Origin of the sequence: Halocynthiibacter sp. C4, assembly GCF_028823805.1 — a bacterium.
In the GTDB taxonomy this organism is placed as follows: domain Bacteria; phylum Pseudomonadota; class Alphaproteobacteria; order Rhodobacterales; family Rhodobacteraceae; genus Falsihalocynthiibacter; species Falsihalocynthiibacter halioticoli.
In genome coordinates this window covers 864,585-878,358 of sequence record NZ_JAPEIE010000001.1, presented here as the reverse complement: position 1 = coordinate 878,358, position 13,774 = coordinate 864,585, and the positions used below count along the sequence as shown (strand labels likewise).

The following is a 13,774-nucleotide window of genomic DNA, read 5'->3' as shown; positions in this document are numbered from 1 at the left end:
CCTCCCCTAAAGAACGTCCAGAATTTCATCCATATTGGTTTCGCCAACGGGCTTATCCAACACGATCTCACCACGGGCCATCGCAACAATACGATCACAGCATTCAAACACATGGTGGATGTTGTGGCTGATGAATATACCCGTAATGCCAAGCGATTTCAGCGATTGTACAAAACCGATGACCTTGCGAGTTTCCTTAACAGCAAGGTGGTTCGTGGGCTCGTCGAGGATCATAACCTTTGATTTGAAATGCATCGCTCGCGCAATCGCAACACCCTGACGCTGACCGCCTGAAAGCTCTCCCACAAGCGCGTCCGGCGAACGCAGGTGCAGATCGACATCGGCAATTGCCTGAACACTTTCCTCTGCCATACGCTTCGTATCCAGAATACCAATGCCACCAATCCCGTATTTGATCGGCTCCCGACCGATGAACATATTACGAGCAATCGACATGGTCGGGACCATGGAGTTGTATTGGTAGATCGTCTCGATCCCCTCATCCATCGCATCCCGAGGCCCCTTGAAGGAGACCTTGCGCCCTTCAAAGTAGATTTCACCTTCCGAAGGTGCCTGTGTTCCCGAGAGGATATTGATCAGTGTCGACTTTCCCGCGCCGTTGTCTCCGACAAGGCCGACAGTTTCGTTTGGTCGAAAATCCAGAGTGGCTCCTTTGAGGGCATGCACGCCGGAGTACCATTTGTGGAGATTTTTGACCTGAATGATGGGCGCCGTCATTTACCTGTCTCCACTTTAATAGATTTTGCTTTCTTCCGGAGCCACGCATTCAAAATCACAGCGAATACGGTCAGTGCGCCCAGTGCCATTTTGAACCAGTTCGCGTCGACTTGAGACAAGACAAGGCCATTATCGATCACGCGGATCAGTGTCGCGCCAATAATCCCGCCAAGTATTGTTCCGATACCGCCCGTTAGGGCCGTTCCGCCGATAACCGCTGCGGCAACTGCCTGAAGTTCCATGCCCTCGCCAATTGACGGAAGCGGCGCACCAAGGCGCATGACCTGAATGGAACCTGCAAACCCAGCAAGGAATGAGCAGATCATAAAGGTCGCGATTTTTACGCGTTTGGTTGGAATACCCATCGACTGCGCAGCAGGCAGGAAACCTCCAGTCGCGCGCACCCAGTTACCGAAATTCGTGCGCGACAACAGGAGCGCAATCAGTATTGCAAAAGCAAGAAACCACACAAACGACATACGGATCAGATCACCCGGCCCGACATAGCTTGTGAATAACCACTTCGGGATCGCGCCATTTGGCAAAAGAGGCGGGAACCCACCAGAAATCACAACCGTGATTGAGCGCGCAACGAAAAGCATACCAAGTGTTGTGATAAAACTCGGTATGTTGAATTGGATCGTGAGGTATCCATTCACAAAACCAATCAGAAGCGCGACACAAAGCCCAATAGAAAAGGCAAAAATGAATGGCATTCCTCCTTCGAGAAGAACCGCCATCGTCATAGGCGTTAACGCGAACACAGAGCCAACAGAAAGGTCAAACTCGCCGCATATCATCAGCAGCGTAACGCCAATCGCAACAAGGGCCATTTCCGGCAAAAGGCCAAGAATGCCTTGAAGGTTTTGTAAATTCAGAAAAACCCCACCGGAGCGCACCTGAAACACGATTGCGAGCAAAACCAGAAAGGCAATGCCCGCAAGTTCGGGTTTTTCCATATAGATTTTGAGTAGTCGTTTCATTCTTGCCTGTCTCTAATCGGGTAAAGAAATGGCCGGCGCCACATGCGGCACCGGCCCGCTTATGTCTTAGCGAAGGCCTTGCTTGGCCAGATCCCAAAGCGCTGGCACGTCTTCGGCGCGCACGATGCCTTGGCCTGTGTCTACATCAGATGGAGACAGCTTGACCGTATGTGCAAGATAGGCCTGCATCACAGGAATAAAGCCTTGCATATATGGCTGCTGGTCAACCTGAACCTGAATGTATCCGGCTTCCATCTGCTGAAGCACCTCAGCGACGATATCAAAACCACCCATCAAGACCTTGCCCGGTTCGATACCGCGATCTGCAAGCACTTGAGCAACATAGGCGTGCCACAAGCCTGTGTCGAAATATGCCGTCGTATCAGGATTGGCGTTGATGTATGCACCAACACGTTCTGCAACAACCGCTCCGTCCGTACCCGTATCAAGGCGTACAATCTCAACTTCGCGATCAGGGTTCGCTTCTTTGAACTCCTCAAGGAATTGCATGACACCCGCGCCACGCTGTTCAGACCAGTTCTGACCCGGCGCAGAAATGCCGACTACAGCCTTGATCGGGCCTTCAGCAGGGAAGAACTCCGACATCGCTTTACCGAGCGAATACCCCGCTGGAACAAAACCTTGTCCAATGAAGGCCTGACGCGCGTTGCCCGCCGCGCCTTCAGTATCGTCTACGTTAACGGCCATCGTGATAACGCCGTTATCAACTGCGCCCTGTAGGATTTCATCAAAGGCGTTGTTATCAACGATCGATGTCAAAAGCGCATCTGGATTACGCGCCAGCGCAGCCATCATATTTGCGGCCTGCTGGTCAATCGCGCCTTCGGTCTGGGTAAAGATCATCTGACAGTTTGCTTCGATCTTCTCGCACGCGTCATCAAAGCCCTTTTTCACGGCCTGCCAGAACGGGTTGGACGCCGAAGAATGATGCGTGAACACGATGTTCATTGGCTCCGCCACAGCTGCTCCTCCAAGCAATGCTGTCGCCAATGCCGTCGCCTTAAGTAGTTTTTTCATTGTTTATTCCTCCCTTTAAGTTTTGTTCAGATGTCAAATATCCGATTGATCCGATGTCCGGCGCAGCACGGTAAATGCCTTGTCGAGATCGGGGTGGAGCTCCATTCCAAGGCCAGGCCCTGGTGGAACGGTAATCATGCCGTTTGAAACTTCTGGCAGCGCTGTCACGAGATCGCGGTACCAAGTCTTGTAGAAAGCGCGCACGCTCTCTTGAACAATTGCATTTGGCGCATTGAGTGAAAGATGCGTCGACGCCCCGAGAACCACTGGCCCAGTGCAATCGTGTGGCGCAATCGGCAGATGCCATGTCTCGGCCATTGACGCAATTTTGCGCGCTTCGGAAAGGCCACCGCACCAGCTGATGTCGAGCATCACTACGCCCGCCGCACCGGTTTCCAATAGATCTCGGAATGCCCAACGCGTCCCCAGAGTTTCCGACGCCGAGATCGGCGCACGGCTCACCTGCGCATAGCGTGTGAGGCTCGATAGGCTGTCCATTTTGATCGGGTCTTCGTGCCAAAACGTCTTGTATTCGGCGAGCTCACGAGCAATTTCCATCGCGGGCAGGAGCTGCCACATGGAATGGAACTCAACCATGATGTCCATCTTATTGCCTAGAACATCGCGGATTTTTTGGAACGGCAACAAAGCCTTATCCATATCCGGCCCAGAGATATACTGGCCGCGGCTCTTCTCTGCGGCCATATCAAACGGCCAAATCTTCATCGCCGTTATACCCTCTTCATAGAGGGACAGCGCAAGCTCATCGGCGTTGTTGAGGAACCCATTCAGATCATCGTACTGTGCATTCGCACCAATTCCGTAGTTCTCGGACTGCTGACCTGTAGCTTTCTTAATATATTCTGTTCCGGCGCACGTGTTGTAAGTCCGAATCTCGCTCCGGCTAAAGCCACCAAGAAGCTGCGCAATTGGTTGGTTGACGGCCTTGCCGAACAAATCCCATAGAGCAATGTCAAATGCCGAATTTCCGCGCACCTCTGCACCCGAAGATCGGAAGCCGAGGTACCCATTAAGCTCATTGGCCAAGAGGTCGATTTGAAGCGGATCACGCCCGATCACGCGTGGCGCGACATATTCATGCAGATAGGTTTCAACCGTCTCCGCCACGAAAAACGTTTCACCGAGGCCCACAAGCCCCTCGTCGGTATGAACCTGCACCCACAACAAGTTGGGGCGTTCTTCGATACGGATCGTTTCAATTTTAGTGATTTTCATTGCTTTTTGCTCTTTTAGGAAATGCCAGCAGCGATCAATGCGCGCACACTCTCGTCAAAATGAAGCGCCATAAGGTCGCTGGCTTTGGTCGGGTCGCCAGCCGCAATTGCGTTGGCAAGATCTCTATGGATTTGCAGCATTTTCTTCTGTTCGTTGATATCTGTGCGGCTCCGCCAACCAGTTGGCCATGTCTGGCGGGTAACGCCTTCAAACGCTCCAACAATCAGCGCATAGATCGGGTTCTTTGCCGCTTTAGCGATTTCCAGATGAAAAGCGATATCGTGCTCCATCATTTGCTCTGGAGTATCGAAGCAATCTTCCATCGCCACTGCATGCTCAAGAATGACACGAGCTTGTTCATCTGTGCGGCGAAGCGAAGCGAGAGCTGCGGTCCGCACCTCAATCGTCCGGCGCACATCGTAAACCTGCTGAATAGAGATTTGCTCGGTATGAACGCCATGCTCGATCAGCGGTGACATAGAGGCGTAATCAAGCTGCGCCACCGTCGCGCGTTTGCCCGTATTCAGCTCAATCAAATGGAGCGCCGCGAGGGAGCGGTACGCTTCGCGAACAACAGTGCGCGACACATTCAATTCCTTGGAAAACAGTGCCTCGGATGGAAGCTTATCCCCCGGCCCCAGCTCTTCATTGCGGATATGCGCCGTGATGGCGCTCACCGTTTCCGAGACACGACCGGCACTTGCCTTTTCCTTGGATTGAAGTGTGCTCACAACGCATTCCTATTTTACAGTTCATTGCAAACCTGTACGACAGGTTAGGGATAAACTGTATATAGAATCGCGTTTAGATTCTGTCAACGAATGAAATCGCCGCAGCATGTTGCTCACGGACCACCAATAACACTTTGTTTTTAAATTATTTTCAGACATCATTCATTGAACCGAAGAGCATTGCATGTGAATAACCCTGCTAGTCACGTGGCCGCCAGTTTGCTGCCTGAACTGAAGTATATGAACTGCATCCCCCCCCCTTTTCTGGCGTGACCGCGAGCATGAATTTTACTAGTGTTTGGAAAGCACGTGCGAAGCCAATGCGCGTGAGTTTGTTCATTGGGCAGTAATAGAAGAGAAGCGGGACACCTCTCGGGATGAGCAACCAAGCAGATTTAGTCGCAGAGGCCCATAACCCACATAATGCGCGTATACCCGCGATTGATATCGCAAGAACCGCAGCACTTCTTGCGATGATCATCTATCATTTTTTCTGGGACCTTTCCGCGCTTGGATTTATTGCCCCAGACACAATGTACGCCAGCGGTTGGGTGTGGTTTGCGAAGTGCATCGCCGCGAGCTTCCTTTTCCTCGCCGGCTTCAGTCTTTGGCTCGCACATGGCGAGAAAACACGCTGGCGGCCATTCTGGCGACGTCTGGGAGTTCTTACCCTCGCCGCTGTTTTGATATCCGTTGTCACTTATTTCACATTTCCAAACGGATGGATCCGTTTCGGCATCCTTCACTCAATCGCCGCCTCATCTTTGATAGGAATGCTGCTCTTGCGATCTCCAAGTCTTGTCCTGTTAGGACTAATTGTTTTGATCTATGCTCTAAACAATGTCGAGCTTGTCGCGTTCAACGCTCCCCTGCTTATCTGGACGGGCCTTGGAACCCAAATTCCATATATGCTCGACTATGAGCCGCTCATCCCATGGCTCGCCGCACTTCTCGCTGGATTACTGACTGCCAAGCTAATTGCCCCCCGCCTGCCACTTCAAGACAGCGCGAATAAGCCGCCAGCCCTCCTTCTCTGGCCCGGAAGGCACAGCTTGGTGATCTACCTGCTTCATCAACCTATTCTCTACGGCACGCTTATGGCCGTGAAAAATCTATCTGCCTGATATGCGGCAGAGATTGACTGCTTAATTGAGCGCCGACTTGAGGGATTGAAACGCGACGCCACGTCCTCTCGGCAAGTTTCTGACGTCAAACCCGCACGCGCAATGCTAAATCCTTCGTTTAACAGATAGGCCGCAAATTGCGCTTTCAACGAGCATCACATTCTCGATAAGCCCGCGCGCAAAAGGCATAATATGCTCTCAGATAACGGACGAACGAAGCTGCCCCCAAAGCCCCATATTCGCCGGAATATCGCCGAGCCTGAAAAAGCCCCTAGCAGCGCCTTTTCAACAGCTACAGCGAAGCGAATGCGCCACACTCTCAACGAGAATTTCCGCATCAACAAACGTTCGGTACAGCTTTTGACAAACGAAAAATCGCCCCAGTTTCCTAGGGTGACTTTTCAGTTCTGCAACGCTTCAAAAGCGCATATTTTCCGTTGTTAAGGCGTTATCCGCCGAAGTCATCAAGCATGATGTCTTCGCGATCAACGCCGAGTTCCAGCAGCATGTTGATCACGGACTGGTTCATGATGGGCGGACCACACATGTAGTATTCACAATCTTCGGGCGCCGGATGGTTCTTTAGGTATTCTTCGTAAAGAACGTTGTGGATGAAGCCAGTGTAGCCGGTCCAATCGTCTTCTGGTAGCGCATCGGAAAGCGCAACGTGCCATTCGAAGTTATCGAACTCCTCGGCAAGTTGATCGAAATCTTCAACAAAGAACATCTCGCGTTTGGAGCGCGCACCGTACCAGAAACTGATCTTGCGATCGCGATTTTTGAGGCGCTTGAGCTGGTCGAAAATGTGGCTCCGCATTGGCGCCATACCAGCGCCACCACCGATAAAGACCATCTCTTTTTGGGTGTCACGTGCGAAGAACTCGCCGAACGGACCAGAGATCGTAACCTTGTCACCAGGCTTGAGGTTAAAGATATAAGACGACATCAGGCCGGGCGGGATACCCTCGCTTCCTGGCGGCGGCGTTGCCACACGGACGTTGAGCATGATGATGCCCTTTTCATCCGGATAGTTCGCCATCGAATACGCGCGCTCAACTGGCTCTGTGACGGTGGATTCATAGCGCCAGAGATTGAACTTGTCCCAGTCCTCGCGGTATTCCTCTTCGACGTCGAAGTCAGTGTACTTGAGCTTATGTGCCGGAGCTTCGATCTGGATATAGCCACCAGCGCGGAAGTTCACATCTTCGCCTTCGGGCAGTTCAAGAACCAGCGCCTTAATAAAGGTCGCCACGTTCTCGTTGGAGCGGACGGTACATTCCCATTTCTTTACGCCGAAGACCTCTTCAGGAACTTCGATATCCATATCTTGTTTGACCGCGACCTGACAGGACAACCGATCACCACAGGCGGCCTCACGCTTGGTGATGTGGCTTTCTTCGGTAGGCAGGATTGAGCCCCCACCCGAATGCACTCGCACGCGACATTGCGCACAAGTTCCACCGCCACCGCAAGCCGACGGCACAAAGAGCTTCTGCTCTGCTAGTGTTTGCAGAAGTTTACCCCCTGCCGGAACAGAGATCGTTTTTTCACCGTTAATGGTAATGTCGACGTTACCCGTCGAAACCAGTCGCGACCGTGCCAGAATAATGATCGTGACAAGCGCCAGAACGATCAGAGTAAAGAGAATGACGCCAAGCGTGAACGTTTGCATGTGTCCTCTCTCCTTTACAGTTTAACGCCGCTGAACGACATGAAGGCCATCGCCATCAATCCAGCGGTGATAAAGGTGATGCCCAGCCCCTGAAGGCCAGCAGGAATATCCGAATACTTCAGCTTCTCGCGCACACCGGCCATCGCGGTGATCGCAAGCGCCCAGCCAAAGCCTGATGAAACGCCATAAGTTAGCGACTCCGCGAAGTTGTAATCGCGCTGCACCATAAAGAGCGAACCACCGAGGATTGCACAGTTCACAGTAATCAACGGCAGGAAAACACCGAGCGCGTTGTAGAGCGGCGGGAAGTACTTATCGAGAACCATTTCAAGGATCTGAACCAGAGCAGCGATCACACCGATATAGGAGATCAGCCCGAGGAAGGTAAGATCAACATCAGGGAAACCAGCCCAAGCCAGCGCACCCGGCGCGAGCAGATAGTTCAGGATCAAATTGTTAGCAGGAACAGTAATCGCCTGCACAATCATCACCGAAATACCAAGCCCGATTGCGGTCGAGATCTTTTTGGATACGGCAATGAACGTACACATGCCGAGAAAGAACGACAGCGCGAGGTTCTCAACGAAAATGGCCTTTACGGCAAGAGAAATGAGACCTTCCATCAGTGTTCCTCAACCGTCTGGATTTTGAATTCACGCTCTTCGACTTGCTCTGGCTTCCAGGAGCGGAACGCCCAGATGATCAAGCCAATCAAGAAGAACGCCGATGGTGGCAACAGAAGCATTCCGTTCGGCACATACCAGCCGCCGTTGTTCACAGTCTGGAAAATCGTGATGCCAAACAGGCTGCCGGAGCCAAACAGCTCGCGGAAGAAACCGACAAGCATCAGGATCAGGCCATAGCCAAGACCGTTGCCAACGCCATCAATAAACGAAGCGATCGGCGGGTTCTTCATCGCAAACGCTTCTGCACGTCCCATCACAATACAGTTGGTGATGATCAGCCCAACAAAAACCGAAAGCGTCTTTGAAATTTCAAAGGCATATGCCTTGAGTACCTGATCCACCACAATCACCAGTGAGGCAATGATAACCATCTGAACGATAATCCGGATGGAGCCGGGAATTTGGTTGCGCAGGATCGAAATGAACATCGACGAGAAGGCCGTTACAAATGTCACAGCCAGCGACATAACAAAAGCAACCTGCAGCGAGGACGTCACCGCGAGCGCGGAACAAATCCCAAGAACCTGAAGCGTGATCGGGTTGTTGTCGACCAACGGGTCGGTCAGCATTTGTTTCCGTGTCTGACTCATGAGATTTCTCCCGATTGCAGCTTCTCAAGGAATGGCGCAAATCCGGCCTCACCCATCCAGAAGCGCACAAGGTTGTTCACACCCACCGACGTGAGGGTTGCCCCCGCGAGCGCATCAATGTGGTGCTCGTCTCCGGCAGGAGGTGCCGTTTTGGCGACAGTGATTTGCAATGAGCCGTCTTCGTCAGTCAGCTTTTTGCCTGGCCAAAGCGCTTTCCAGCGCGGGTTGTCAATTTCGGCGCCAAGACCAGGTGTCTCTCCATGCTCATAGAACTGCAGGCCGAAAATATCGTTGCCGTTCTCTTCGAGCGCAATAAACCCGTAAAGCGTGGACCAAAGCCCATAGCCGTGGATTGGCAATACCACCTTGTCGATTTCACCCGCATCATCCCGAAGGATGTAAATCGTCTTATACTTCGACTGACGGCCGATGGATGCAGGGTCATCGTCCAGCTCAATCGATAGTTCTGGATCGCTCGCCGCAGCAAGGCCGTCAAAAGTCTCTACGTCAAACTCGTCGGTAAACTCACCAGTGGCAAGTTCCACGATATGCGGCTCAAATACGCTAAAGGCTTCGACAACATCGGTGCCTTCCTCGTAGAGGCCGGCAACTTCGAGAATGTTAATCTGCTTATCAACAAGTTTGTTGACCTCTTGAAGCGGGCGCAAGGCAACAGCCGCAGCCGACACGACCATAGACGCAACAAGGCAAAGGGCAACCGCAACGAATATCGTCTTGGGTACAGAGTCCGTTGGTAGGTCTAGAAAACGGCGCAGAGGGCCTTTGTTTTGGTTTTCGTCAGGCATCGCGACGCGCCCTCCTGCGGATATTCGCCTGAACGACGAAGTAGTCGATGAGCGGCGCAAATACGTTACCGAATAGGATCGCAAGCATCATACCTTCGGGGAAGGCTGGGTTAACCACACGGATCATCACCACCATGAAGCCGATCAACGCCCCATAAATATAGCGGCCAAGGTTTGTATGGGAGGCCGAGACCGGCTCCGTGACCATAAACACAAGACCAAATGCATAACCGCCGACAACAAGATGCCAGTACCACGGCATTGCAAACATCGGGTTTGTATCAGAGCCGATCACGTTCAACAGTGTTGAAAACCCGATCATGCCCGCAAGACACCCGACGACAAGACGCCAGTTGGCGATCTTGGTAATGAGAAGGAAAATAAGGCCGATAAAGCAAGCGAGCGCGGACGTCTCGCCAATGCTGCCCTGCACTACCCCGATGAAACTATCCATCCAAGTTGTGCCGCGTGCGATGATTTCCTGATATCCGTCTGCCGCTGCAATCGCGAGACTTGTCGCGCCGGAAAAGCCGTCAACCGGTGTCCAGATCGTATCACCCGACATATTTGCAGGATATGCGAAATACAGGAAAGCACGGCCAGTGAGTGCTGGGTTGAGGAAGTTTTTGCCAGTTCCGCCAAAGACTTCCTTACCGATCACAACGCCAAACGAAATACCGAGCGCAACCTGCCACAGCGGAGCATCCGGCGGCATGATCAAAGCGTAAAGCATTGATGTAACAAGGAAACCCTCATTCACTTCATGGCGGCGGATGGTTGCAAACAGAACTTCCCAAATCCCGCCAACAACAAGCGTTGTTATATAGATTGGGAGAAAATACAGCGCCCCATGCAAGAAGTTTGCAAATGGGTTGGACGCGTTAAAGCCGATTCCGAATGTATCGAGCACAAGAGCGCGCCAACCGGATGGACCGAGTGTCTCGAATGCAGTGTTGACCTGATAGCCAATATTCCAAAGCCCCACGAGGATACAGGGGATCGTTGCGATCACAACATAGGTCATGATCCGCTTCATATCGACATAGGAGCGCGCGTGCGGTGCGGCTGTCGTTACGGTTTTTGGCGTGTAGAGAAAGCTCTCGACCATCTCATAGACAGGAAAATACTTCTCGAACCGTCCGCCCTTGAGGAACTGTGGTTCGATCCGGTCAAAAAAGCTGCGCAATCCCATGTGTCAGCCCTCTTTCTCGATTTTCGTGAGGCAGTCGCGCAGCGCCATGCCATATTCATATTTCGCAGGACAAGCAAACCCGACAAGACCAAGGTCTTCTTCGTCAAGCTCCAACGCACCCAATGCTTGAGCGGTGTCGGTATCCATAACCAACATTGCTCGAAGCAATTGTGTCGGAAGGTAATCTTGCGGCATCAGCTCTTCAAAGGTTCCAAGCGGCACCATCGCACGACGGCCACCATTCAGATTTGATGTCAGCGCATAGAGTTTCTTGGAAAAGGCTGATCCCAAAACAGGCTGAAACGCGTATTTGCTCGACATTGGCCGAATCCATCCCATTGGGATTTGCTTTCGGTCCTCTTCGATCACTGTAAGCTGTCGCGCGTATCGCCCAAGATATGCATCCGGTCCGCTGCCCGCACGTCCGCTAAGAATAGAACCAGAAATCAGGCGAGTTGGAACATTGCTCTCCAGTCCGCCTTGCGTAAGTTCGACCATAGATGCGCCTGCAACCGTACGAACAATACGCGGCTCCGAAACCAACGGTCCGCAAAGCGAGATGACACGCGCGGAGTCGAGTTTTCCGGTCTCCATCAAACGGCCAATCGCAATCACGTCTTGATAGCCAATAGTCCAAACTGTCTTTGTCGCGGTTGGTGGCTCAAGAAAATGCATGTGGGTTCCGGCGAGGCCCGCTGGGTGCACTCCGGCAAAGGCTGCTGCCGTCACATTTGGAACATCTGCACCGGGAACATCCGCACCTTTTTCGTGGCACAGATAAGTTTGCCCCTCTGACAACTGAGCAACTGCCGCGAGACCTTTTGTAAAGGCTTCGGGCGAGTCGGCAATAATCTCGGCAGCATCCGCAGAAAGCGGCTCTGTATCCATCGCAGTGACATAAATCGCTGCAGGGCGCTCGCTTACGTCTGGAACCTTGGAATAGGGGCGCGTTCGGAACGATGTCCAAAGCCCCGAAAGCGCAAGGCGTTCCGCGATTCCGTCTGCTGTCGTTTCATTGCCAACAGAACTGAAATCAACTGCCTCTGCAGCGGTTTCGTCAACTTCGACCTCAACGCTGATGAGCATGCGACGCGCGCCGCGATTGACAGCACGCACACGGCCCGAAACAGGCGAGGTTACTTTGACATCAGGTGTATCTTTATGGGCGAAAATAGGCGCGCCACAGGCCACCACGTCCCCCTCTTCGACTGCGAGTCTTGGTTTCAGCCCGATATAATCGGCCCCAAGAACAGCAACCGTCGTCACCTTTGGGCCTTGGGTAATTCCCTTGGCCGGTGCTCCCTCGACTGGAAGGTCGAGTCCCTTTTTCAGCGTGAATTCCACGATCTTTTCAGGTATCCATATTAAAACTGGGATGCCAATAACATTCCTGAACGAGCAACCGCTACCCCCAAAATACATAGTTTGTAGTCTTGTATTGCATTTTAGGCTACTTTGTCGCAATTCATGGGCGAAAATCTGTGTAATACATCCGCCAGAAGAAAGACGAATGCCGTGACAAACAGTTTCACCATAACCCGACGCGCCGTGTTCCTGGCTCCTCTTGCACTTGCCGCATGTAAATACGCAGCAAGAGTTTTTGAGCTTACAGGCCACACAATGGGCACGACATATACAGTCGTTGCCGTGGATCGCGACCGCGCGTTGAGCGAGGGCGATGTGCTCTCAGCGATTCGGAATTCGCTGGCGCAAGTCAACGCGGAGATGTCCAACTGGGACGCTTCCTCCGAAATCAGCAACTTTAACACCGCGCGTTCCACAGGTTCTTTTGCTGTGTCCCCTGCCCTCGCAGAGGTCGTGACAACCGCGCAGGACATCAAAGCCGCAACAGGCGGTAAATTTGACCTCACCGTTGGCCCATTGATCGATCTTTGGGGATTTGGTGCAAATGGACCGTCCGCGAATATGCCAACCGAGCGCGCAATTGCGGACGCAATGACAACAAATGGCGTTGGCGGCGACTTGCTTGTGAATGGCAACGCGCTTTCCAAATCCGCTGCTGAAACAGAAATCTATGTGTCTGCTCTGGGCAAGGGTCACGGTGTAGACCGCGTTGCCGCTTCACTGCGCAAACTTGGTCTCAATGATTTCATGGTGGAAATCGGCGGCGATCTCGTGACTTCCGGCCTGAATGCGGAAAGTAAGCCGTGGCAGATCGGCATTGAGAAACCGACGCTGATTGAGCGCGCGGCTCAAAAAGTTATTGGTGCGTCTAACTATGGCGTGGCCACATCTGGTGATTACCGAAACTATTTTGAGCGCGACGGTGTGCGTTACTCGCATATTCTTGACGCCCAAACAGGTATGCCCGTCACCCACGCAACCGCCTCTGCAACCGTATTCGCGGAGAACGCAATGCTCGCCGATGCATGGTCAACCGCGATGCTGGTACTTGGCCGCGAGCGTGGGCTCGAAGTTGCAGAAGAGTTTGATTTGGCTGTTTATTTCCTTGATCGCTCTGAGGACGGCAGCGGGTTCATACCAATCGCCAGCCCACGCTTTGAGGCAATGAGCGCCTAGAGAGGTTCCGCTATGGCTACGTTTGTATTTGCTTTCGGATTACTTTTGACAATCATGCTGGGCATGTCGCTTGGCGTGATTTTCATGGGAAAGAGGATCAAAGGTAGCTGCGGCGGCCTGAATGCCATCAGCGGCGCGGATCACTGCGTCGTGTGCAACAAGGAAATCGACCCGAACAGTCCGCTCCGCGATCGTCTTTCTTGTGCAAGCAATGCCAAAGATACAAAAGGCTTGGTAATCCCAGATTAACCGCCGTCGAGCGGAATGAAGCCGACAAGAAGCAAACAGCCTGCGGCCAGAATTCCCCACACCCAAAGCTGCCATCGCGGCCCTTCGGTTTTCCAGACCATTCGATACCTGTATCCCGCAATCACAGCGATAATAAAGAGCAGCGTCGCCAAAGCGGGGCTGAGGAAAATCGTTGTTTCTGGCACGGC

At 52.7% G+C, this 13,774-nt stretch carries 15 protein-coding genes; 3 read left to right on the top strand and 12 right to left on the bottom strand.

Going from position 1 to position 13,774, the window contains the following annotated elements; all coding sequences use genetic code 11:
* Window positions 1–6: 6 nt before the first annotated feature.
* The 5 genes from OU789_RS04340 to OU789_RS04320 all read right to left on the bottom strand — a co-directional run bounded on the left by OU789_RS04340 (window position 7) and on the right by OU789_RS04320 (window position 4,726).
* Window positions 7–738 (bottom strand): ATP-binding cassette domain-containing protein, encoded by a 732-nt coding sequence (locus OU789_RS04340; protein ID WP_263953664.1) that lies wholly within the window; start codon window positions 736–738, stop codon window positions 7–9.
* Window positions 735–1,721 carry an ABC transporter permease gene (locus OU789_RS04335; protein ID WP_263953665.1) on the bottom strand — a complete coding sequence of 329 codons (987 nt, stop codon included), beginning with the start codon at window positions 1,719–1,721 and terminating at the stop codon, window positions 735–737. Before OU789_RS04335 ends, OU789_RS04340 begins: the two co-directional genes overlap by 4 nt.
* Before the next feature lie 66 nt (window positions 1,722–1,787).
* Window positions 1,788–2,759: a sugar ABC transporter substrate-binding protein gene (locus tag OU789_RS04330; RefSeq protein WP_274653623.1), complete on the bottom strand. Its 972-nt coding sequence runs from the start codon at window positions 2,757–2,759 to the stop codon at window positions 1,788–1,790.
* Window positions 2,760–2,792: 33 nt separating this feature from the next.
* A complete protein-coding gene (locus OU789_RS04325; protein ID WP_274653621.1) occupies window positions 2,793–3,995 on the bottom strand; it encodes a mandelate racemase/muconate lactonizing enzyme family protein in 1,203 nt (400 codons plus the stop codon).
* A gap of 14 nt (window positions 3,996–4,009) precedes the next feature.
* The gene (locus OU789_RS04320; RefSeq protein ID WP_263953668.1) at window positions 4,010–4,726 is read right to left on the bottom strand and encodes a FadR/GntR family transcriptional regulator; all 717 of its coding nucleotides are present in this window, start codon (window positions 4,724–4,726) and stop codon (window positions 4,010–4,012) included.
* Window positions 4,727–5,103: 377 nt separating this feature from the next.
* Between OU789_RS04320 and OU789_RS04315 the strand changes: the two genes are divergently transcribed.
* The gene (locus OU789_RS04315) at window positions 5,104–5,850 is read left to right on the top strand and encodes a heparan-alpha-glucosaminide N-acetyltransferase (protein ID WP_274653618.1); all 747 of its coding nucleotides are present in this window, start codon (window positions 5,104–5,106) and stop codon (window positions 5,848–5,850) included.
* Window positions 5,851–6,298: 448 nt separating this feature from the next.
* On the opposite strand, the gene nqrF is transcribed toward OU789_RS04315, so the two are convergent.
* From nqrF to OU789_RS04285, 6 genes are read right to left on the bottom strand one after another with little or no spacing between them, the layout of a single operon-like run.
* Window positions 6,299–7,522 carry an NADH:ubiquinone reductase (Na(+)-transporting) subunit F gene (nqrF, locus tag OU789_RS04310; RefSeq protein WP_263953670.1) on the bottom strand — a complete coding sequence of 408 codons (1,224 nt, stop codon included), beginning with the start codon at window positions 7,520–7,522 and terminating at the stop codon, window positions 6,299–6,301.
* A 14-nt stretch (window positions 7,523–7,536) separates the two neighbouring features.
* Window positions 7,537–8,145: an NADH:ubiquinone reductase (Na(+)-transporting) subunit E gene (gene nqrE, locus OU789_RS04305; protein WP_263953671.1), complete on the bottom strand. Its 609-nt coding sequence runs from the start codon at window positions 8,143–8,145 to the stop codon at window positions 7,537–7,539.
* A complete protein-coding gene (locus OU789_RS04300) occupies window positions 8,145–8,798 on the bottom strand; it encodes an NADH:ubiquinone reductase (Na(+)-transporting) subunit D (protein WP_263953672.1) in 654 nt (217 codons plus the stop codon). The genes nqrE and OU789_RS04300 overlap by 1 nt, the downstream gene beginning before the upstream one ends.
* Window positions 8,795–9,604 carry a Na(+)-translocating NADH-quinone reductase subunit C gene (locus tag OU789_RS04295; protein ID WP_274653615.1) on the bottom strand — a complete coding sequence of 270 codons (810 nt, stop codon included), beginning with the start codon at window positions 9,602–9,604 and terminating at the stop codon, window positions 8,795–8,797. Before OU789_RS04295 ends, OU789_RS04300 begins: the two co-directional genes overlap by 4 nt.
* Window positions 9,597–10,796 carry an NADH:ubiquinone reductase (Na(+)-transporting) subunit B gene (locus OU789_RS04290; protein WP_274653613.1) on the bottom strand — a complete coding sequence of 400 codons (1,200 nt, stop codon included), beginning with the start codon at window positions 10,794–10,796 and terminating at the stop codon, window positions 9,597–9,599. The genes OU789_RS04295 and OU789_RS04290 overlap by 8 nt, the downstream gene beginning before the upstream one ends.
* 3 nt (window positions 10,797–10,799) lie before the next feature.
* Window positions 10,800–12,143, bottom strand: coding sequence for a Na(+)-translocating NADH-quinone reductase subunit A (locus OU789_RS04285; protein WP_274654514.1), 1,344 nt, complete (start codon window positions 12,141–12,143; stop codon window positions 10,800–10,802).
* Between the two features lie 168 nt (window positions 12,144–12,311).
* Here OU789_RS04285 and OU789_RS04280 point away from each other — a divergent pair, with 168 nt between their 5' ends.
* Both OU789_RS04280 and nqrM read left to right on the top strand, forming a co-directional pair.
* Complete coding sequence (locus OU789_RS04280) at window positions 12,312–13,337, top strand: FAD:protein FMN transferase (RefSeq protein WP_274653610.1); 1,026 nt, start codon at window positions 12,312–12,314, stop codon at window positions 13,335–13,337.
* A 12-nt stretch (window positions 13,338–13,349) separates the two neighbouring features.
* Window positions 13,350–13,586 carry a (Na+)-NQR maturation NqrM gene (gene nqrM / locus OU789_RS04275; RefSeq protein WP_274653608.1) on the top strand — a complete coding sequence of 79 codons (237 nt, stop codon included), beginning with the start codon at window positions 13,350–13,352 and terminating at the stop codon, window positions 13,584–13,586.
* On the opposite strand, the gene OU789_RS04270 is transcribed toward nqrM, so the two are convergent.
* A complete protein-coding gene (locus OU789_RS04270; RefSeq protein WP_274653606.1) occupies window positions 13,583–13,771 on the bottom strand; it encodes a hypothetical protein in 189 nt (62 codons plus the stop codon). The two genes, nqrM and OU789_RS04270, sit on opposite strands and share 4 nt — an antisense overlap.
* Window positions 13,772–13,774: the final 3 nt, after the last annotated feature.

Bases quoted from the DNA above. Each gene is read 5' to 3' on its own strand.
- OU789_RS04315 (WP_274653618.1), top strand. From the start codon at position 5,104: ATGAGCAACCAAGCAGATTTAGTCGCAGAGGCCCATAACCCACATAAT.
- nqrM (WP_274653608.1), top strand. From the start codon at position 13,350: ATGGCTACGTTTGTATTTGCTTTCGGATTACTTTTGACAATCATGCTG.
- OU789_RS04300 (WP_263953672.1), bottom strand. From the start codon at position 8,798: ATGAGTCAGACACGGAAACAAATGCTGACCGACCCGTTGGTCGACAAC.
- OU789_RS04340 (WP_263953664.1), bottom strand. From the start codon at position 738: ATGACGGCGCCCATCATTCAGGTCAAAAATCTCCACAAATGGTACTCC.
- OU789_RS04335 (WP_263953665.1), bottom strand. From the start codon at position 1,721: ATGAAACGACTACTCAAAATCTATATGGAAAAACCCGAACTTGCGGGC.
- nqrE (WP_263953671.1), bottom strand. From the start codon at position 8,145: ATGGAAGGTCTCATTTCTCTTGCCGTAAAGGCCATTTTCGTTGAGAAC.
- nqrF (WP_263953670.1), bottom strand. From the start codon at position 7,522: ATGCAAACGTTCACGCTTGGCGTCATTCTCTTTACTCTGATCGTTCTG.
- OU789_RS04330 (WP_274653623.1), bottom strand. From the start codon at position 2,759: ATGAAAAAACTACTTAAGGCGACGGCATTGGCGACAGCATTGCTTGGA.
- OU789_RS04295 (WP_274653615.1), bottom strand. From the start codon at position 9,604: ATGCCTGACGAAAACCAAAACAAAGGCCCTCTGCGCCGTTTTCTAGAC.
- OU789_RS04290 (WP_274653613.1), bottom strand. From the start codon at position 10,796: ATGGGATTGCGCAGCTTTTTTGACCGGATCGAACCACAGTTCCTCAAG.
- OU789_RS04325 (WP_274653621.1), bottom strand. From the start codon at position 3,995: ATGAAAATCACTAAAATTGAAACGATCCGTATCGAAGAACGCCCCAAC.